This window comes from Pseudomonas sp. ok266 (assembly GCF_900110195.1).
Lineage (GTDB): Bacteria > Pseudomonadota > Gammaproteobacteria > Pseudomonadales > Pseudomonadaceae > Aquipseudomonas > Aquipseudomonas neuropathica.
In genome coordinates, this window is sequence record NZ_FOCU01000007.1 from 175,279 (window position 1) to 195,444 (window position 20,166).

Genomic DNA, 20,166 nt, shown 5'->3' on the forward strand with positions numbered 1-20,166 from the left:
CGTTCGAGCAGACGATCCGAACCACCTTCAGCGACGCGGCGTTCAAGCAGACGATCCGAACCACCTTCAGCCAAACGGCTTTCGATCAGTTTGTCCGAGCCGCCTTCGGCGATCATGGTGTGGGCCGGGGTAGCGGCGAAAGCGTTGATAGCGAAGACCGAGAAAGCGATTCCGAGAAGAGTTTGGCGTTTCATGATGGTGTGCTCCGGGGTGTTGTTGGTTGGTATGGAGCAGATGTTACGCCCGGGATTTTTTATGAGAACTTCATTGCCGTGATGGTGAACATCGATGCCGATGATGGTAGCCAGGAGCCGCAGAGCAGAGCCTCACAGCACCTTTACAGCGCGCCCGATCGCCTGAATCGGCCCGGTCGGTTTGCCGATCGGCGAGCCATTGGCGCCCTCAATTGTCAGCTCGAATAGTTGATTGGGTTGCAGCGGCGGCAACTTGTCCAACGGCACCGACAACGCCTGTCCAGGCTTGACCAACCCTAGCGAAACCGGCCCCTGCCAGCCGTCAGCCTTGGTCCAGAATTCCAGCGCCTTGTCCGCCGGCACCTCAACCACACCGAGCGGAATCAACTGAATTTCCCGCGAATTGCTCGCCTGAATCACCCAGCCCGGGGCCTTGTCCTGCGGCGCAACCAGCACTACCAGATAGCTGGGTTTCGGCGTGGTCTGGGTCAGCAGGATCGAACCCAGAATCAACGTGGCGGCCAAACCGGCTGCGCTCAACCCACGCCAGAGCGGCAGCAGGTTCCACCATGAAGTTGAAGGTGCTTGCCGCGCCAGTCGCCCGACACTGCGCTCGATGCGTTGCCACAACTGCGCCGAGGGTTGCTGCGGTTCGGCCAGATCCGTCAGCTCCAGCAGACGCCGTTCCCAGGCGTCTACCGCTGCGCGCAATTGCGGATCATTCGGCAAGCGCCGTTGCACCTCGCTGCGCTGTTCGAACGACAGCGTGCCGAGCACATATTCGCCGGCCAGTTCATCTCGTTCCTGCGCTGATTCGCTGGTCATCCCATGCACTCCCGCAAGGCATTGAGGCTGCGCTTGATCCACGCTTTGACGGTGCCCAGCGGCGTGTCGAGGCGCGCGGCAATCTGCGCGTGGCTGTAGCCGTCGACGTAAGCATGCAGGACGCAACTGCGCCGTTGTGGCTCCAGCTGTTCAAGGCAATGGTGGATGCGCGCCGAGTGCGCGTGGGCGTCGAAGCTGGCATCGTCCGCAGCGGTTTCGTGGGCCTCGCTGAACGGCGTTTCCCGGCCGTGATCACGCAGCAGATTCAGCGCCAGATGCCGGGTCACGCTGAACATCCAGCCACGCGCCGAACCGCGCGCCGGATCAAACCCCGCCGCGCCGTTCCAGATTTTGATGAAGGCCTCATGAACGATGTCCTCCGCCAGCGCCGTATCGCGCACCAGGCGCTTGGCCACGCCGAGCAGACGCGGACCTTCCTGCACATACAAATCGCGCAGGGCCGAACGCTCGCCACGGGCACAGGCAGCGAGGCGGGCTTCGTAATCGAAAACGGATTCGGCTAAAGGCATGTCGTGCAATCTAGCTCACATTCCGTAAACATCCAGAACCCATTGTCCACTGTGGGAGCGAGCTTGCTCGCGAAGGCGGCCGGTCAGAGAAGACTGTGTTGACTGACACTCCGCCTTCGCGAGCAAGCTCGCTCCCACAGGGTTTATCAGTGGTGCCAGAAGTCAGTTCGCCGCCCAGAAAATGTAATCAGCCTGGTACTTCACCACTTCCTGCTTGCCCTTGTTCGCCGTCGTGCATTCGCTGCCCGGCGCCACGCCGCCCTTGAGCGCGACACGCTGGATGTAACTCACGCCGCTCATCGCGCCTTTACCCTCGGCGGGGTTGGCCTTGACCAGTTGATAGGGCAGGTTGCCAGGAGTCGATGGCGCCACGGCCAGTTGTGTGCCGGTGACTTTCGAACCGTCCTTGGCCTGCCAGGTCGCTGGCGGGCCGAAGTAGGTGCCGACCTGCTTGCCGCTGCGATCATTGAGCACCGCTTTCGGACCGACAAACGTCCACTCGGTCTGCCCGGCCGCGTTAGGCTTGTCGCGGCACTCGTAGGTGATCTCGCCGACGCCGGTGGTTTCCATCGCGATCTTGTGGCCGTCCGGCACTTTGATCGCGTCGGGGTAACTGCTTTGGGCGAAGGTCGTCGAGGACAGGGCGAGCAAACCGGTGAGGCCAATCAGCTGGGTGATGTTCATCAGTGTTATCTCCAAAAGGGTAGACCGCTGACAGCCGAAGAGGGCTGTTACAGGGACTACCCGTGACGGAGGCGTTTGGATGCAGTGCCTGAAAAATAAATTTCAATGACTCACCACCATCCATGTAGGAGTGAGCCTGCTCGCGATGGCGGTGGGTCAGGCAGCACTCATGTCACTGGAATACCGCTATCGCGAGCAGGCTCACTCCCACAGGGTTTTGTGTCGGGCTTGAGGCCGGAGGCTTTCAGGAGTTCCTGGGTATAAGGGTGTTTGGGCGCGGCAAAAATCTCGCGTGAAGAACCCTGCTCAACCACCTTGCCATCCTTGATCACCATCAAGTCATGCGCCAGCGCATGTACCACCGCCAGATCATGGCTGATGAACAAATAGGTCAGCCCATGCCTGATCTGCAACTGCCGCAACAACTCCACCACCTGTTTCTGCACCGTGCGATCCAGCGCCGACGTCGGTTCATCGAGCAGAATCAGCGCCGGTTCCAGCACCAGTGCGCGGGCGATGGAAATGCGCTGGCGCTGGCCACCGGAAAACTCGTGGGGATAACGATGGCGGCTCTGCGGGTCGAGACCGACTTCCTCCAGCACCCGGATCACCGCCGCTTCCCGCTCAGCCTCAGTGCCGATACCGTGAGTCAGCAAGCCTTCGGCAATAATCTGCTGCACTGACATCCGTGGGCTGAGGCTGCCGAACGGGTCCTGGAACACCACTTGAATCTGCCGCCGCAACGGCCGCATCAAACGTTGATTGAGCAAGCTCAGTTGTTTGTTACCAAAACGGATATTGCCCTCGGACTCGACTAACCGCAGGATTGCCTGACCCAGCGTCGATTTACCCGAACCCGACTCGCCGACAATCCCCAAGGTCTTGCCCCGTTGCAGAGCGAAACTGACCCCGTCCACCGCTTTGATGTAATCCTGCTGCCGGCTGAACAACGCCTTGGGCAACGGAAACCACACCTTCAAATCATCGACTTCGAGCAGGTTGTGATCGTACTCACTCGGCACCGGCGCGCCGCTGGGTTCCGCCTCGATCAGCAAGCGACTGTAAGGATGCTGCGGCGCCCGAAACAGCGCTTCGCAATCGGCCTGCTCAACGATCTCGCCTTTACGCATTACGCACACGCGCTGAGCGATACGCCGGACCAGATTGAGGTCATGGCTGATCAGCAACAGCGACATGCCCAACCGTTGCTGCAACTCGATCAGCAGTTCGAGAATCTTCTGCTGCACCGTGACATCCAGCGCCGTGGTCGGCTCATCGGCGATCAACAGTTCCGGCTCGTTGGCCAGCGCCATGGCGATCATCACCCGTTGCCGTTGTCCGCCGGAAAGCTGATGTGGATAGGCTTTCAAACGCTGCAACGGCTGGCGAATGCCGACCAGTTCCAGCAGCTCCAGAGTCCGTTCGCGGGCAGCGCGGCCCTTGAGGCCTTTGTGAATTTCCAGTACTTCGCTGACTTGCTTTTCCACGGTGTGCAGCGGGTTCAGCGAGGTCATCGGCTCCTGGAAAATCATCGCAATGCGGTTGCCGCGCAGGCCGCGCATCTGCTGCTCGCTGGCGTGCAACAAGTCCACGCCGTTGTAGCGGATCGCGCCGCTGCTGCTGACGTTCTTGCCCGGCAACAAACGCAGAATCGAATGCGCCGTCACCGACTTGCCCGAGCCGGATTCACCGACCAGTGCCAGACACTCGCCGCGGCGAATATCGAGGTTCAAACCGTGCACCACTTCCTGCCCGGCGAAGGCCACGCGCAGATCGCGGATCTCGATCAAATTGTCGTTCATCTCAGCTCCTTGGATCAAACGCATCACGGCAAGCCTCACCGATGAAAACCAACAAAGACAAAATCAGCGCCAAGGCGAAAAACGCCGTCAGCCCCAGCCACGGCGCTTGCAGATTGCGCTTGGCCTGACCGATCAATTCGCCCAGCGACGCAGTGCCGGCCGGCATGCCAAAGCCGAGAAAATCCAACGCGGTCAGCGTGGCGATGGCGCCGGTCAGGATGAACGGCAGGTAGGTGAGGGTGGAGGTCATGGCGTTGGGCAGGATGTGCCGGCACATCAGTTCGTTGTCGCTCAGGCCCAGCGCTCGCGCAGCTTTGACGTATTCCAGATTGCGCCCACGCAAGAACTCGGCACGTACCACATCGACCAATGCCAGCCAGGAAAACAGCGCCATGATCCCCAGCAACCACCAGAAACTCGGCGAGACAAACCCGGACAAAATGATCAGCAGGTACAGCACCGGCAACCCCGACCAGATCTCCAGCAGCCGTTGTCCGAGCAAGTCGACCCAGCCACCGTAATAACCCTGCAACGCCCCGGCAACGATGCCAATCAACGCACTGATGCCAGTGAGGATCAGCGCAAACAGAATCGAAATCCGCGTGCCGAAAATCACCCGCGCCAACACGTCGCGCGCCTGATCATCGGTGCCCAGCCAATTGCTCGATGACGGCGGACTCGGTGCCGGTTCGCTGAGGTCGTAATTGACCGTGTCGTAACTGAACGGGATCGGCGGAAACAGCATCCAGCCGCCCTGATCCTCAATCAGCTTGTGTACGTAACTGCTGGCGTAATCCGGTTGAAACGGCAGCTCGCCGCCGAAATCGGTTTCCAGGTAATCGCTGAGGATCGGGAAGTAGAAAGCGTCGTGATAACGGATCACCAGCGGCTTGTCATTGGCGATCAGCTCACCGCCCAGGCAAATCACGCACAGTCCGATAAACAGCCACAGCGACCAGCGTCCACGCCGATTGGCCTTGAACTGCGCGACACGGCGCTGGCCGAGAGGGGAAAGAGTGAACATCAGGCAGTCCTCGCCGAGAAGTCGATGCGCGGGTCGAGCAGGGTGTAACAGAGGTCGCCGATCAGCTTGATCAGCAAACCGAAGAGGGTGAACAGGAATAGCGCGCCGAATACCACCGGATAGTCGCGCGACACTGCCGCCTCGTAGCTCATGCGCCCGAGGCCGTCGAGGTTGAAGATGGTTTCGATCAATAAGGATCCGGCGAAAAACACCTCGATCAGCGCCGACGGCACACCGGCCACCACCAACAGCATCGCGTTGCGAAACACATGGCCGTAGAGCACGCGCCTCTCGGTCAAACCCTTGGCCCGCGCGGTGATCACGTACTGACGGCTGATCTCGTTGAGGAAGCTGTTCTTGGTCAGGATCGTCAGCGTGGCGAAGCCGCCGATCACCAGCGCCGTCACTGGCAGCACCAAGTGCCAGAGGTAATCGCCGACCTTGCCCAATGTGCTCAGGCTGTCGAAGTTGTCCGAGACCAGCCCTTGCACCGGAAACCAGTTGACGTAGCTGCCACCGGCAAACACCACGATCAACAGAATCGCGAAGAGGAACGCGGGCATCGCGTAGCCGATGATGATCGCCGTGCTGCTCCAGACATCAAACGCGCTGCCGTTCTTGATCGCTTTGCGAATGCCCAGCGGGATCGAAATCAGGTAGGTGATCAGCGTCGCCCATAAACCCAGCGACAGCGACACCGGCAACTTCTGCACGATCAGATCAGTGACCTTGGCGCCGCGAAAAAAACTGCTGCCCAGATCCAGCTGCGCATAGTTTTTCAGCATCAACCACAGGCGTTCGTGCATCGGCTTGTCGAAGCCGTAATGGTGTTTGATCTCCTCGATCAACGCCGGATCGAGGCCACGGCTGCTGCGCCCGGCGCCGCCAACCGCAGCGACCTCGCCACCACCGCCCATGCTGTGCCCGCCGAAGCCTTGCAAGCGTGCGATGGCTTGCTCCACCGGGCCACCCGGCGCGGCCTGCACGATGAGAAAATTGACCACCAGAATGCACAGCAGCGTCGGGATGATCAGCAGTAAACGTCGACTCAGATAACGCAACATGTCACTGGCCCCCCGCAAGCTGGCTGTGCATTTGTTGCTTGGTCAGCGCCTTGGCCGATACTTCCCACCAGGTGTTGAGGCCTTCGTCGTAGGCCGGTTGCACGGGCGGCATGCCGAAGCGGTTCTGATACACCGTCGGCGTGCCTTTGGAGTAATAGTTGGGAATCATGTAGTAACCCCATTGCAGCACCCGGTCGAGGGCGCGGGCGTAATGCACCATGGCTTCGCGGGTGTTGGCCTGGACCAGTCCGTCAATCAGTTGATCGACCGCCGGATTGGCCAGCACCATCGAGTTGGAACTGCCGACTTGCGTGGCGCTTTGCGAGGCGTACAGGCTGTACAACTCGCGGCCGGGAGAGACGATCGGATCGCCGCTGCGCGGGAAACTGGTGACGATCATGTCGTAGTCGCGGGCGTTGAGGCGGTTGACGTATTGCGCTGAATCGATGCGCCGCAAATTCAGGGTGATGCCGATCTGCGCGAGGGTGCGCTTGAACGGCAGCAACATGCGGTCGAAGCCGCCCTGACCGTCGAGAAAGGTGAACTCCAACGGCTCGCCAGCAAGGTTGACCAAGCGATTGTGTTGCGGTGTCCAGCCCGCCTCGGCGAGCAGCTGCAACGCTTGCAGTTGCTTGTCGCGAATGTAGCCGCTGCCGTCGGTTTTCGGCGCTTCATAGACCGTGGTGAAAACCTCGTCGGGAATCTGCCCACGCAGCGGTTCGAGGATCTTCAATTCTTCGGCGTCGGGCAGGGCGGTGGCGGCCATTTCGCTCTTCGGCCAGAAGCTGTTCTGGCGCACGTAGAAGCCGCGCATCATCTGTTTGTTGGTCCACTCGAAATCCCACAGCAGGCTGATCGCCTGACGCACGCGGCGATCCTTGAAGAACGGGTTCTGCAGGTTGAACACGAAGCCCTGAGCGGCGGTGGGTTTGTCCGGGGCGAGGATCGACTGTTGCAAACGACCGTCGCGCAATGCCGGGCTGTCATAGCCGACCACATAACCGGACGAGGAGAACTCGCGGTTGTAGTCGAACGCGCCGGCCTGCAGCAGTTGGCGGGCGACGTCGGTGTCACCGTAGAAATTCACCGTGAGCGTGTCGAAGTTGTACATCCCGCGACTGACCGGCAGGTCTTTGCCCCACCAGTCCGGATCGCGCTCGAAACTGATGCTGCGCCCGGCGTCGACCTTGCTGACCCGGTACGGTCCGCTGCCCAGCGGTGGCTCGAAACCGCCGCCATTGGCGAAGTCGCGAGTTTTCCACCAGTGCTCGGGGACCACGCGCATCGTCGCCAGATCCAGCGCCAAGGTGCGGTTGAGGTTGTTCTTGAAGGTGAAGCGCACCTGCCGTGGGCCTTCGATCAGCACGTCCTGCACATCGGCGTATTGCTGGCGATAACTCAGGCTGCCTTTGGTCATCAACAGGTTGAAGGTGTAGCGCACGTCTTCGGCGGTGATCGGCGTACCGTCGGCGAAACGTGCTTTTGGATTGAGGGTGAAGCGTACCCAGAGTCCATCGGGATCGCGCTCGATCTGCTGCGCGACCAGTGCGTAAACGGTGTACGGCTCGTCGAGTGAACGGAACGCCAGCGGCGAGTACACCCAGTCGTTGACCTGCACCACGGAAATGCCCTGATCGGCATACGGACTGATGTAGTTGTACTGGCCGATTTCCATCGACGCGCGGCTCAGCGAGCCGCCCTTGGGCGCGTTGGGATCGACGAAATCAAAGTGCTGGAAGTTCGCCGGATACTTCGGCGCCTCGCCGTACACCGTCAGCGCATAACTGCCGCCGGCCAGCGCCGAGGTGCCGGTGCACAGCAGCGCACTGCCCAAAAGCAGGCCCACCATGTTGCGCAAAAAACTCATGCAATCACTCCTCAAAATCCCTGAAGGAACCCGACCCCCCCTGTGGGAGCGAGCTTGCTCGCGAATGCGGTGTATCAGTGAAGGATGTGTTGACTGATACACCGCATTCGCGAGCAAGCTCGCTCCCACATTGGGTTTGCGGTGCTCTTGGTTAGAAGTGGTAAGTCATGCGCGCAAACAAGGTGCGGCCCAGCGGGTCGGTGTAGCGCGGGTCATAGCCGCTCTGGAAGTTGTAGGCCTGGTTGGAGAACGGCGGGTTGCGGTCGAATACGTTCTTCATCCCGGCATCGACATCCAGCACCTTGTTGAAGGTGTAGCCGGCCGACAGGTCCCAGACCGAATACGACGCCACGCGCGCGTGGGTGTCGCGGTCGTAGTCGTTGTAACCCGTGGTGAAGCGGTTGGTCAGTGCCGCCCGCGCCGCGCCGAAGGTCCAGCTGCCGGTGAGGTTGTGCTTCCAGCGCGCGATCACGCCGTCACCCTGGAAGTCGCCGACCTTATCGGTGAACGGTCCTTTGATGGTGCTCTGGAAGTCGTACTCGTCAACGTAAGTGCCTTGCAGGCCCAGACCGAACTGACCGTACGGCGTGTTCGGGAAGCGATAATCCAGCGACACATCGACACCGTTGGTTTCGACGATGCCAAGGTTGGCGTTGCCGGTGACGATGTAGTTGAGCGTGCCGTCGGCGTTGCGCACGAAGCGGTCCGGGTAGGAGCCGGCCTGATCAAACACGGTGGATTCCGGGAACGGCTGAATCTGGTTGGAGATGTGAATCCACCAGAAATCCAGACCCACCGAGAGGTTGTTGATCGGCTGATAGACGAAGCCGAGGGTCACGTTACGGGCCTTTTCCGGGGCCAGATCTTCGTTGCCGCCAATCTGATTGAGGAACTGCTGACCGCAATCACGGCCGCCGTTACCGCCCGGTTGCACCACGCCGCCAGTACACAGCACCGGGTCGTTGTAGTAACCCTGAGTGAAAGTGATGCTGCGCGGCGAATACAGCTCGTACAGCGACGGCGCCCGGAAGCCTTCACTGTAGGCGCCACGCACCACCAGCTCTTTCAACGGCTGATAACGGAACGAGTATTTCGGGTTGGTGGTGCTGCCGAAGTCGCTGTATTTGTCGTGACGCACGGCGGCGGACAGTTCGAGGCTGTCGAGCACCGGCACGTTGATTTCCGCGTAGGCGGCTTTGACGCTGCGGTCGCCCTCGACACTGCCGTTGGGGTCGATGCCGAGGCTCTGGATGTCGCCGGCGAACGACTCGAAGTCCTGATGGAATTTCTCTTTGCGGTACTCGCCACCCAGGGCCAGACCGGACGGACCTGCGCCGAACCAGTCGCCGATTTCACGACTGATACGACCATCGAAACCGGCTACACGGCCCACAGCAGTGGAGTAGGCGCCGTGGTAGGCCGCGTTGTCGATGTACTGCTGACCGGCGGCGGACTGCGGGACGAACGGGTTGAGCAAACCACTGGCCAGACCATTGATCATCGCCTGGTCGCTGACAAAGCCATTGGTGACGCTGGAGACGATTTTGTTCTGGTTGTACGAGGCGCCGACGTTGTAATCCCAGCCGCCAACCAGACCATCGAAACTGAGCAGGAAGCGCTGGCTGGTGTTCTGGTCTTTCGATTCACGCGGGCCGGCCGCAGTTTCACGCCAGTTGACGTCGACCGGTTGGGTCGGGTCGAGGGCGAAATCGGTTGGCGCCGGGGTGATGCCGTTGCCAGGGTAGTAGGGCGACGAGCCGTCGAGGCTCAGGCCGGTCAACGGCGCAGGGCCAATCGCCGTGGCGTTGTTGTTGCGCGACCAGAAGTATTCGAGGTTGACGTTGTGATCGTCGCCGAGTTTGCCGGTGGTCTTGCCGAAGAACGAGGTCTTCTCGGTCTGTGGCACCAGGTCGATGTATTCGCGGGTGCTGAAGCGGCACAAGCCGTCTCGGGCGACCAGGTTCGGCCCGTTGCAATTGCTGTTGGCCAGCGGGTTGGTGGCGTTGCCGTTCTGGCTGTAGTTGCCGGGAAACGCGGTGCCGGAGGTCTGATCGAGGCCGCGACCCGGGGAGTAGTCGGTGGCGAAGGAGCGGTCGTTGGCGTCGAGGTTCTGCTGCTTGTTGTAGTTGAACACGCCGAGGACGTTGAAACGGTCTTCTTCCAGATCGCCGTAGCCCCAACTGGCGCTCATGTCTTTGGTTGCACCGCCGCCGCTGTGGGTCGGGGTTTCGCCGCCGAGGGTCAATTGGCCGTCGGTCAGGGATTTCTTGGTGATGAAGTTGATCACGCCGCCGATGGCGTCGGTGCCGTACAGGGCCGAGGCGCCGTCGCGCAGCACTTCTACACGTTCGATGGCGGCAAACGGGATCATGTTCAGATCCACCGCGCCGCCGGCCGAGTTGGTCCCCGACAAGGCGTTGTTGGCCAGGCGTCGACCGTTGAGCAGCACCAGCGTCTTGTTCGCGCCGATGCCGCGCATGTCGGCGAATGAGGCGCCGCCAGTGGCTGCGCCCACGGAGCCTGCGCTGTTGTTGATCGATTGGCTGCCGGTGATGCGCTGCACCAGTTCGGCGGTGGTGGTCACGCCCTGTTTGCGCAGCTCATCGGCCTTGAGAATGGTGATCGGCACCGCCGTTTCCGCATCGACCCGGCGAATCGCCGAACCGGTCACTTCCACCCGTTGCAGTTGCGTGGTCGGCGCAACCACCGCCGCAGCCGCCGGGACGTTAGCGTTGTCGTCCTCGGCCGCCTGCACAGTCCCGGCGCCCATCCCCATGGCCACCAGATACAACGGAACAAAACGGTGACGAGAAATCGTTGCCACCAATGGTTTGAGCGTGAAGCGTGGAGTGTTCATCAGCATGGTTATTTCCGACTTTTTAGACGTTATCGAATTGGCCTTGTGAGCCCCTCATTGCTCCGCTATCGGTGATACCGCGTGCGGAAAACCACTTTCTTCAAGCAAGCCGATCCCCTCCGAAGACGCGTGGCGTTTTTTCGGTCGGCCGTTTACGACGGGATTCGGTCAGCGGTGCCAGACGCGTGTTTTCAGTACGCGGCCGCCACCGCACTCAGTGGGTGGTCATCACCGAAATCTTGGTAATGCCCGAGCGTTCGATCGACGCCATTGCTTTCGCCACCTGGCCGTAATTGACGGCGGAGTCGGCCTGCAACTGCACGCGCACCTCGCTGTCCTTGGCCTTGACCTCTTTGAGGCTGGCTTCCAGCGATTCCGGGGCCAGCTCGGTTTTCGCCAGATAGAACTTGCCGTCCTGATCGACGCTGACCACCACCGGATCCTTCTTCTCAGCGGGGGCGACAGCGTCGGTTTTCGGCAGGTTGACCTTGATCGCGTTGGTCATCAGCGGCGCGGTGACGATGAACACCACCAGCAGCACGAGCATCACGTCAACCAGTGGCGTGACGTTCATTTCGCTGAGCACTTCATCGCTGTCTTGAGTGGAAAAGGACATCAGCTGGCCTCCCGCACGGCGGCCGTGGTTTTGCTGGCGATGGCCTGACGGCTGATGGAAAACGCACTGCGCGAGGCGAGGGCGTCGAAGTCATGGGCGAAGTCGTCCATGTCTGCCGAAGCGAGCTTCAAGCGACGCAGGAAGAAGTTGTAAATCAGCACCGCCGGTACGGCGACAGCGATACCGACGCCGGTGGCGATCAACGCGTGACCGATGGGACCGGCGACCGCTTCCAGGCTGGCCGAACCGGTTTCGCCGATGCTTTTCAGCGCTTCCATGATTCCCCACACGGTGCCGAACAAACCAATGAACGGCGCGGTGCTGCCGATACTGGCGAGGATCGCCTGGCCGTTTTCCAGCGAGCGGCGTTCCTTCTGGATCTGCTGGCGCAGGTTGCGTTCCAGGCGATCCGAACGGTTGATGGTGTGCGCCAATTGCTGGGTGGTACGCGGCGAATCTTCCACCAGCAGCGCTTCGAAACCGCTGCTGGCGATACGCGCCAGCGAGCCCGGATACTGGCTGGCGTGTTCGGCGGCGGTGAGCAGATCCGGCGCGCCCCAGAAGGCTTTGCTGAATTGTTTGTTCTGCGCTTTCTGCCGCAGGTACTGCGCCGACTTGACCAGCAGGATCGCCCAGCTGACCACGGAAAACAGCACCAGACCCCAGAGCACGCCGGGGACAATCATCGAAGACAAATCGTTCATGGTGACACCTCGCTTGCGTTATTCGGTTGTGCGTTGATTGAGCGTTCGGTTATTGCGGCAATTTGAAATCGATGGTCTGGGTGGCGAAGCCGTCGATCGGCGTGTCACCGCGTTTGGCCGGAATAAACTTCCAGTTCTTCACAGCGGCGACGGCGGCTTCATCCAGTTGCGGCTTGCCGCTGGATTTGGTCACCGTCACCGTGCCGGCGCGACCGTTGGCGAGTACCTGAATGCGTAGCACCACGCTGCCTTCCCAGTTGCGCCGCAGTGCCAGCGACGGGTATTCCGGCGGCGGATTGCCAAGGCTGGCGAGACCGGAAATCGCTGCCGACTCCTTGACCGGACCCGGCGCGGCGGCAGGGGCCGGTGGCGCGCTCGGGGTAGCCGGTGCAGCAGGCGCGGCAGGTTGTGCCGGAGCGGGCGACGCTTTCGGTGGCTCGACCTTTTTCACCGGTTTCGGCTTTTCGACCGGTTTCGGTTTTTCGATCGGCTTGGGTTTCTCCACCGGTTTCGGTGGTGGCTTGACCGCGTCCTCGTCTTCCACCGGTTGTTCCGGTTCCGGCGGTGGTGGCGGAGGAGGCGGTGGTGGTGGTTCCGGTGTGGGCGGTGCCGGTGGCGTCGGGCTGGTCAGCTCAACGGTCATTTCCGGAATCTGCGGTGGCGTTGGCAATGGCTCTGTTTTGGATTGCTGGAGAAACCACCAGGCGCCGCCGTGTATCAGCGCCGACACAGCCACCAGCAACACCATCTGCTGTTTATTCAGACCGCCGGGTTGCGAAGTGTTGGCTTTAAACGCCGGCCTGCCCGGAGGCGGCGGAATTGGCGCTTCCCGCAACGACCCCGGCAGGGTTCTGTGCTTTACCGCATCGTTCATTAAAGCTCCCTCGGGTTGATGAAGGGCAATAAGGTGCCGTCCGAACATCCAGGAGATGTTCGAGTGGGTGGGTGCAACTTTCTTCAAGGTGAGCAGAAGCCGATAGTTTAACTATCCGGTTAACAAGGCTTGTGCAAACTTACTGGCTTGGCGTCATCGACTTTGAGTGTTCATTGGCCATTCCCTGGTTGTTCTTCTATTGCGTAAGACAACGGTCGGTGTCTCATGCTTGTTACACATAGCAACCGCTGTGCCAGATATTGCTGAAATGTAGAGTGCGTATTTCATGAGTGTTACCCATGTCGCATTTATATAAGTTTTAACCTTGTCGTGGTTTTTCCATGGCGCGCAGATTGCCGTTACTCCGGTCGAGGGAGCTTTTTCACAGGCGAGTCAGGCTGTACGCGCAATCCCGCTGAAAGGCGGGATAGAGCGGCGTCGTGACTTGCGGCCTAGGCACTTGCTGGTGCGCGGCGGACCGAATTGGTGCGGGTCAATGTTTTAGCGGCTCACGGGGCATGTTCCTTGTTGTTGGTTAAATGAAATCACTGTTTGAAGTATTGAATAGTTCAAACCCGTGGAGCAGTTTTGGTGCACTTGAAGTGGCGCTGGAAGTTATTGTTCGACAATCCTGCTGTCGTTCAATGCGCACTGCGTTTGCGTAGTAACTGTCCGAGTCTTATTTAAAAAATAAATAGCACGCTGCCGTCGGCCAATAACTCATTGGCGAACGCAGTGCGCTGTCGAGGTGTCAGGTAATAAAGTAAGTGTGAAGGCGGCCGGGACTGTTCGGATGAACTCGGCGGCGAATGGATAAATGCAAATAGGCTGTGATGCGGCAGAGCGTTTGAAGATTCACGCGGTGAACTCCTTGTTGCCAGCTCGGATACGCGAACTTTTGGTTCGGTATCGCACCTTACAAGAACGCGGATAGCGTTCGATGAATGCTCTTGGTGCGGGATGGGCACCGCCAGCGCTGTTTTGCGAGGTTTGAATTCGCAAGTCGCGAGTGCATGGGAAAACCGTGCCAAAGCCGATACACAGGCAGATTATTTCTCCATCCACGCTACAGCCATCTACCCTGTGGCAATGGTCTTTTCGGGGGGATTGGATATGTACCAGCTCTATGGGCACAGAAATTCAGGCGCGGCGGCCATCGAAGCGGCGCTGGAACTGTGCCAGATCGCTTACCGTTTCATTGATGTCGAAGCCAGCACCGAAGCTGCCGAGGCGTTGGCGCAGCTCAATCCACTCAAGCAGATACCGACCTTGCAACTGCCCGACGGCAGCGCCATCACCGAGAGCGCGGCGATCCTGATTCATCTGGGCCTGACATTTCCCAAGTCCGGCCTGCTGCCAGCCAAGGCGAATGATCGTGATCAGGCGATTCGCGGTCTGGTCTACATCGTCAGCAACTGCTACGCGGCGATCGGCGTCATCGATTATCCGGAGCGCTGGCTGCTGATGCCCGACGAAGCCTCGCGGCAGAATCTGGTCGCCGGCGCGCGCGAGCGTTTGCACTGGAGTTGGGAGGTGTTTGCCGATCAGTTTTCCGCCGAGCTGTATCTCGATGACGAAACGCCGGGGGCGCTGGATGTGCTGGCGGCGGTGGTGACACGCTGGGCGGGCAGTCGCGAGCATTTGCGCCAGACGCGACCGGGGTTTTATGCGTGGTTGCAGCGGATTGACCGGCATCCGGTGCTGGCGCCGGTGTTTGCCCGGCATTGGCCGTCCTGACCGCTAAAGAACCCTGTGGGAGGGAGCTTGCTCGCGAAAGCGGTGGGTCAGAAAAACAAGCGTCGACTGATACTCCGCCTTCGCGAGCAAGCTCGCTCCCACAGGGGTAGGGGATGATCCTGAAGGGTTATTCCCCGCGAATGTACTGCTCCAGCTGCTTGATCAGCTCCGCCTGTTCGGCAATCGCTTCCTTGACCAGGTCACCGATCGACAGCAAGCCGATCAGCTTGCCGTTCTCGACCACCGGCAAGTGGCGCAGGCGTTTGTCAGACATGATGCCCAGGCAGGTGTCGACGGTTTGATGGGTGTCGACGGTGATCACGTTCGCCACCATGATGTCGCGCACCGGCGTGCCCACGGATGAGCGGCCATGCAGCACCAGTTTGCGCGCGTAGTCCCGCTCGCTGATGATGCCGACCACCTTATCGTCTTCGACCACCAGCAAGGCACCGACGTTTTTCTCGGCCATCTTCATCAGCGCTTCGAGCACCATGTGATCAGGTTTGATCTGGTGCACTTCCTGATTTTTCTGATCTTTGAGCTTGAGCAGTTGGGCGACGGTCTTCATGGTGGTTACTCAGGTGTTGTCGTTGTTATCCAAGCATCGTAGACGCAAGCGCGCAGGGCAAGGTGGCAAAGCGGCAGATAACACGCAAAAAACGTCATTTGCCGGGTTTTTCCGGGTTTGGCGCCGATTTATCGCCAGAGTCATGCCACGCAATGCCGCGTAGAATGCCCCTCTGTTTCAATTTCCGAGGTTGCAGTGGTGGATTTACCGCAGGGCTTCGTCCTGACCCGGCATTGGCGCGACACCCCGGCCGGCACCGAAGTCGAGTTCTGGCTGGCGACCGACGCCGGGCCGCGCCGTGTGCGCTTGCCGCATCAGCCGTCAGTGGCGTTCATACCCGCCGAGCAGCGCGCAGCGGCCGAACGTCTGCTGCACGACGAGAAGAATGTCGAACTGCGCCCTCTGGCCTTGCAGGATTTCGAACATCGCCCGGTGCTCGGTCTGTATTGCCAGCAACACGGCCAATTGATGCGCCTGGAAACCGCGCTCAACCGCAACGGGGTCGACGTCTACGAAGCCGACGTGCGCCCGCCGGAGCGCTATCTGATGGAGCGCTTTATCACCGCACCGGTGCAGTTCAGCGGCACGCCCGATGCCGACGGCGTATTGCTCAACGCCCAGCTCAAACCTGACCCCGATTATCGACCGAAGCTGCGCCTGGTCTCGCTCGACATCGAAACCACCGAAACCGGTGAGTTGTATTCGATTGCCCTCGAAGGCTGCGGCGAACGTCAGGTATACATGCTCGGCGCGCCGAACGGCGATTACAGCATCGTCGATTTCGACCTCGAATACTGCGACTCGCGCACCATCATTCTGAAGAAGCTCAATGACTGGTTCGCGCGCCACGACCCCGACGCGATCATTGGCTGGAACGTCGTGCAGTTCGATCTACGCATCCTCCACGAACACGCGCGGCGCCTCGGCGTGCCGCTGAAGATCGGCCGTGGCGGCGAAGAAATGCAATGGCGCGAACACGGCAGCCGCAATCACTACTTCGCCTCGGCGGCGGGGCGGCTGATCATCGACGGTATCGAGTCCCTGCGTTCAGCGACCTGGAGCTTTCCGTCGTTCAGTCTGGAAAACGTCGCCCAGACCCTGCTCGGCGAAGGCAAGTCCATCGACAACCCGTACCAACGAATGGACGAAATCAACCGCATGTTCGCCGAGGACAAACCGGCGCTGGCCAAGTACAACCTCAAGGACTGCGAACTGGTCACGCGGATCTTCGCCAAGACTGAATTGCTGACCTTTTTGCTCGAACGCGCCAGCGTCACCGGATTGCCGGCGGACCGCAGTGGCGGCTCGGTGGCAGCATTCACGCATCTGTACATGCCGTTGATGCACCGCCAGGGTTTTGTTGCGCCGAACCTCGGCACTAATCCGCCGCAGGCCAGCCCCGGCGGGTTTGTCATGGACTCGCAACCGGGCTTGTACGAATCGGTGCTGGTGCTCGATTACAAGAGCCTGTATCCGTCGATCATCCGCACCTTTTTGATCGATCCGGTGGGCCTGATCGAAGGTTTGCAGCATCCGGACGATGCTGACTCCGTGCCGGGCTTCCGAGGTGCGCGGTTCTCGCGTACCCGGCATTGCTTGCCGTCGATTGTCTCGCGCGTTGCCGAGGGCCGCGAGACCGCCAAGCGCGAGCACAACGCACCGCTGTCGCAAGCGCTGAAAATCATTATGAACGCCTTTTACGGCGTGCTCGGCTCCAGCGGTTGCCGCTTCTTCGATACGCGGCTGGCTTCATCGATCACCCTGCGCGGTCACGAGATCATGTTGCGCACGCGCAAGCTGATCGAAGAGCAGGGCCACGCGGTGATCTATGGCGACACCGATTCAACGTTTGTCTGGCTGCGTCGTCCGCACGGGCAGGAAGAAGCGGCGAGCATCGGTCATGCGCTGGTCAAGCACGTCAACGACTGGTGGCGCGCGCATGTGCGCGATGAATATGGCCTGGAAAGCGCCCTCGAACTGCAATTCGAAATTCACTACAAACGTTTCCTGATGCCGACCATTCGCGGCGCGGAGGAAGGCAGCAAGAAACGTTATGCCGGTCTGGTCACCCGTGCCGACGGCAGCGATGAAATGGTCTACAAAGGTCTGGAAACCGTGCGCACCGATTGGTCGCTGCTGGCCCGGCAATTCCAGCAGGAACTCTACGAGCGGATTTTCCAGCGCAAGCCCTATCAGGATTACGTGCGCGACTATGTGCGCAAAACCCTAGCGGGCGAATTCGATGATCGACTGGTCTACCGCAAGCGCCTGCGTCGCACCCTCGACGATTACGAGCGCAACGTGCCGCCGCACGTGCGCGCGGCGCGCCTGGCCGACGACTACAACGCCCAGCACGGCCGCCCACGGCAATACCAGAACGGTGGCTGGATCAGCTATGTCATCACCCTGGCCGGTCCCGAGCCGCTGGAGGTGCGCCGCGCCGCCATCGACTACGACCACTACATCACTCGGCAATTGCAACCGGTGGCGGATGCGATTCTGCCGTTTGTCGACGACGACTTTTCAACCCTGATCGGGGGGCAACTGGGCCTGTTTTGAGTCCAGCAGTTGCAGCGTCCATTCATCGAGAATGCCGTGGAAGTAGCGTTCCAGCGCCTGATTGAACACGCTGTCTTCAGCGGCAAATTGAGCGAACAGCGTCATCGAGGAATGAAATTTCAGGTCATCGGGATGGCCGAAAATCTCCGCGATCGAGCGCTGTGGCACATTAAGTACAAGCTGCGTGCAGGTGCGTAGTCGGGCGCCGAGCAGCTCGTGGGACAGATAGGCCCGGGCTTCCTCGGCTGAACCGATGGCGTAGCGCCGGGACATTTCACTGCCGCCCAGGCCGGCGAACTGCGGGAAGACAAACCACATCCAGTGGCTGCGCTTGCGGCCCTCATCGAGCTCGCGTTGCACGCGCTCGAACACCGGGTCCTGAGCCTGGACAAAACGTTGCAGGTTGAACGGGTCGTACTGATCAGTGCTTCTCATCGCGAAGCCCTCGCCAGCCGCTGGCTCAAACCATGGCCAGCCGCTGCTTGCGTTGTGGCGCTTGAAACGCCTGGTCCAGCGCCGCCAGATCCCCGGCCTCCAGTTGCAGTTGCGCGGCTTGTGCATTGAGTTGCACGTGTTCCGGCCGTACAGCCTTGGGAATCGCAATCACCCCATCCTGACGCAGAATCCACGCCAGCGAAACCTGCGCGGGGGTTACGCCATGACGAGCGGCAATCTCATTCAGCAGCGGTTCAGCCAGCATCTCGCCGCCCTGGCCAATCGGACAGTAGGCCATCAGTGGCATGCGCTGGTGTTGGCACCACGGCAACAGATCGAACTCGATGCCGCGCTCTTCCAGGTTGTACAGCACCTGATTGGTCGCGCAGGCGGAACTGGAGAGTTCTTCGAGGTCGTCGACATCGAAATTCGACACGCCCCAACGGCCGATCTTGCCGTCCTCGCGCAGGCGTTCGAAGGCTTCGACGGTTTCTTCCAGCGGATACTGACCGCGCCAATGCAACAGATAGAGGTCGATGTAGTCAGTGTCGAGCCGGCGCAGACTGCGCTCGCAGGCCTGCGGGATGCCTTTGCGGCTGGCGTTGTGCGGGTAGACCTTGCTCACCAGAAACACCTGATCGCGCAGGCCGGCAATGGCTTCGCCAACCACGCTTTCGGCGCCGCCCTCGGCGTACATTTCGGCGCTGTCGATCAGGGTCATGCCCAGCTCGATACCGCTGCGCAGTGCTGCCACTTCACGCTTGTGCGCCGAGCGGTCTTCGCCCATGCGCCAAGTGCCTTGGCCAATGATCGGAACCTGGACGCCGGCCAGTTCGAGGGTACGCATGCAAACCTCCTTGCTGAATGTGTCGATACCTTTTAGTGGGCAGCAGGATAGCTCAGGGGTTCCTTCATCTGCCCGTACAAGTGCGCAAGAAGTTGCGCAGTGCCTTACCAGTTTTCACCCGGGTAAGTCTCTGCAGGCCGCGTAGCTCGTGGCCTTCAGCCAAGTGCGCAACTTCTTGCACACCACTGCGCAAGAAGTTGCGCACTTTCCCTTGTTTTTCATTGGCTTAGTCACAGGAAAAAATCAATCGATGAGCTCGGGGCCTTGATCTGTATGGGTTGCATAAAAGCTGGCATGAACTTTGATGGCGCATAGCCATCCCTTTCAGACAATGGTGCCTGAGAGGTATGTCTTTCAAGCAAGGAGAGCATCCCATGGCAACACCAGCGTACATGTCGGTTACCGGCGAAAAACAAGGCCTGATCACTGCAGGCGCCTTCACCGCTGACTCCGTAGGCAATACTTACCAGGAAGGCCACGAAGACCAGGTCATGGTGCAGGCTTTCACCCACGACGTGATCATCCCGCGTGACCCGCAATCCGGTCAGCCAACCGGTCAGCGTGTTCACAAGCCAGTGGTCATCACCAAGGTCTACGACAAGGCTTCGCCTCTGCTGCAAGCGGCGCTGACCTCCGGCGAGCGCATGAGCGAAATCGTTATCCAGTGGTACCGCACTTCGGCGCAAGGCACCCAAGAGCACTACTACACCACCAAACTGGAAGACGCGATCATCGTCGCCATCAACAACAAAATGCACAACTGCCAGGATCCAGGCAACGCGCACTTCACCCACCTGGAAGAAGTGCAGTTCACCTACCGCAAAATCACCTGGACCCACGAAGTCTCCGGTACTTCGGGTTCCGATGACTGGCGCGCTCCAGTCGTTTAATCACGGCTGACAGTTGTACCGCCCCGGCCGGCATCGCTGGTCGGGGCGCACTCACTTCTAAAGAATTTTTGCCAATAGCCCCGCAACGG

Annotated in this window: 17 protein-coding genes and 1 pseudogene; 3 read left to right on the forward strand and 15 right to left on the reverse strand. The window is 60.2% G+C overall.

All coding sequences use genetic code 11. The features are described 5' to 3' along the window. From BMY54_RS14770 to BMY54_RS14825, 12 genes and pseudogenes are all read right to left on the reverse strand, one after another. Positions 1 to 194 (reverse strand): annotated as a pseudogene (locus BMY54_RS14770) (hypothetical protein); the annotation flags it as partial. A 132-nt stretch (positions 195 to 326) separates the two neighbouring features. Further along, positions 327 to 1,019, reverse strand: coding sequence for an anti-sigma factor (locus BMY54_RS14775; RefSeq protein WP_093433910.1), 693 nt, complete (start codon positions 1,017 to 1,019; stop codon positions 327 to 329). Next, a complete protein-coding gene (locus BMY54_RS14780; protein ID WP_093433913.1) occupies positions 1,016 to 1,549 on the reverse strand; it encodes a sigma-70 family RNA polymerase sigma factor in 534 nt (177 codons plus the stop codon). The genes BMY54_RS14775 and BMY54_RS14780 overlap by 4 nt, the downstream gene beginning before the upstream one ends. 162 nt (positions 1,550 to 1,711) lie before the next feature. After that, positions 1,712 to 2,233, reverse strand: a complete 522-nt coding sequence (locus BMY54_RS14785) for a DUF3455 domain-containing protein (protein ID WP_093433916.1) — start codon at positions 2,231 to 2,233, stop codon at positions 1,712 to 1,714. A gap of 167 nt (positions 2,234 to 2,400) precedes the next feature. Next, entirely contained in the window at positions 2,401 to 4,035 is a 1,635-nt protein-coding gene (locus BMY54_RS14790) for an ABC transporter ATP-binding protein (protein WP_093433919.1), read from the reverse strand. Between the two features lies 1 nt (position 4,036). Next, a complete protein-coding gene (locus tag BMY54_RS14795; RefSeq protein ID WP_093433922.1) occupies positions 4,037 to 5,059 on the reverse strand; it encodes an ABC transporter permease in 1,023 nt (340 codons plus the stop codon). Beyond that, positions 5,059 to 6,123, reverse strand: coding sequence for a microcin C ABC transporter permease YejB (locus BMY54_RS14800; protein ID WP_093433925.1), 1,065 nt, complete (start codon positions 6,121 to 6,123; stop codon positions 5,059 to 5,061). The genes BMY54_RS14795 and BMY54_RS14800 overlap by 1 nt, the downstream gene beginning before the upstream one ends. 1 nt (position 6,124) lies before the next feature. Next, a complete protein-coding gene (locus tag BMY54_RS14805) occupies positions 6,125 to 7,990 on the reverse strand; it encodes an extracellular solute-binding protein (protein WP_093433928.1) in 1,866 nt (621 codons plus the stop codon). Between the two features lie 151 nt (positions 7,991 to 8,141). Further along, positions 8,142 to 10,853 (reverse strand): TonB-dependent receptor, encoded by a 2,712-nt coding sequence (locus tag BMY54_RS14810; protein WP_175559612.1) that lies wholly within the window; start codon positions 10,851 to 10,853, stop codon positions 8,142 to 8,144. Positions 10,854 to 11,061: 208 nt separating this feature from the next. After that, positions 11,062 to 11,463 carry an ExbD/TolR family protein gene (locus tag BMY54_RS14815; protein ID WP_093433931.1) on the reverse strand — a complete coding sequence of 134 codons (402 nt, stop codon included), beginning with the start codon at positions 11,461 to 11,463 and terminating at the stop codon, positions 11,062 to 11,064. After that, on the reverse strand, positions 11,463 to 12,149 hold the full coding sequence (locus BMY54_RS14820) for a MotA/TolQ/ExbB proton channel family protein (protein WP_371748312.1): 687 nt from the start codon (positions 12,147 to 12,149) through the stop codon (positions 11,463 to 11,465). Before BMY54_RS14820 ends, BMY54_RS14815 begins: the two co-directional genes overlap by 1 nt. A 67-nt stretch (positions 12,150 to 12,216) precedes the next feature. Next, the gene (locus tag BMY54_RS14825) at positions 12,217 to 13,041 is read right to left on the reverse strand and encodes an energy transducer TonB (RefSeq protein ID WP_093433934.1); all 825 of its coding nucleotides are present in this window, start codon (positions 13,039 to 13,041) and stop codon (positions 12,217 to 12,219) included. Positions 13,042 to 14,154: 1,113 nt separating this feature from the next. On the opposite strand from BMY54_RS14825, the gene BMY54_RS14830 reads away from it, so the two are divergent. After that, the gene (locus BMY54_RS14830; RefSeq protein WP_093433937.1) at positions 14,155 to 14,778 is read left to right on the forward strand and encodes a glutathione S-transferase; all 624 of its coding nucleotides are present in this window, start codon (positions 14,155 to 14,157) and stop codon (positions 14,776 to 14,778) included. A 127-nt stretch (positions 14,779 to 14,905) separates the two neighbouring features. Here BMY54_RS14830 and BMY54_RS14835 read toward each other — a convergent pair whose 3' ends face one another. Then, positions 14,906 to 15,346 (reverse strand): CBS domain-containing protein, encoded by a 441-nt coding sequence (locus BMY54_RS14835; protein WP_008084932.1) that lies wholly within the window; start codon positions 15,344 to 15,346, stop codon positions 14,906 to 14,908. A 198-nt stretch (positions 15,347 to 15,544) separates the two neighbouring features. Here BMY54_RS14835 and BMY54_RS14840 point away from each other — a divergent pair, with 198 nt between their 5' ends. Continuing rightward, the gene (locus BMY54_RS14840) at positions 15,545 to 17,905 is read left to right on the forward strand and encodes a DNA polymerase II (protein ID WP_175559613.1); all 2,361 of its coding nucleotides are present in this window, start codon (positions 15,545 to 15,547) and stop codon (positions 17,903 to 17,905) included. Here the strand turns inward: BMY54_RS14840 and BMY54_RS14845 are convergent. Both BMY54_RS14845 and BMY54_RS14850 read right to left on the reverse strand, forming a co-directional pair. Next, positions 17,870 to 18,340, reverse strand: a complete 471-nt coding sequence (locus BMY54_RS14845; RefSeq protein ID WP_093433943.1) for a DUF1810 domain-containing protein — start codon at positions 18,338 to 18,340, stop codon at positions 17,870 to 17,872. The genes BMY54_RS14840 and BMY54_RS14845 overlap by 36 nt on opposite strands. A 25-nt stretch (positions 18,341 to 18,365) precedes the next feature. Then, complete coding sequence (locus BMY54_RS14850; protein WP_093433945.1) at positions 18,366 to 19,187, reverse strand: aldo/keto reductase; 822 nt, start codon at positions 19,185 to 19,187, stop codon at positions 18,366 to 18,368. Positions 19,188 to 19,561: 374 nt separating this feature from the next. Between BMY54_RS14850 and BMY54_RS14855 the strand changes: the two genes are divergently transcribed. After that, positions 19,562 to 20,077: an Hcp family type VI secretion system effector gene (locus BMY54_RS14855; RefSeq protein ID WP_007949952.1), complete on the forward strand. Its 516-nt coding sequence runs from the start codon at positions 19,562 to 19,564 to the stop codon at positions 20,075 to 20,077. Positions 20,078 to 20,166 lie beyond the last annotated feature (89 nt).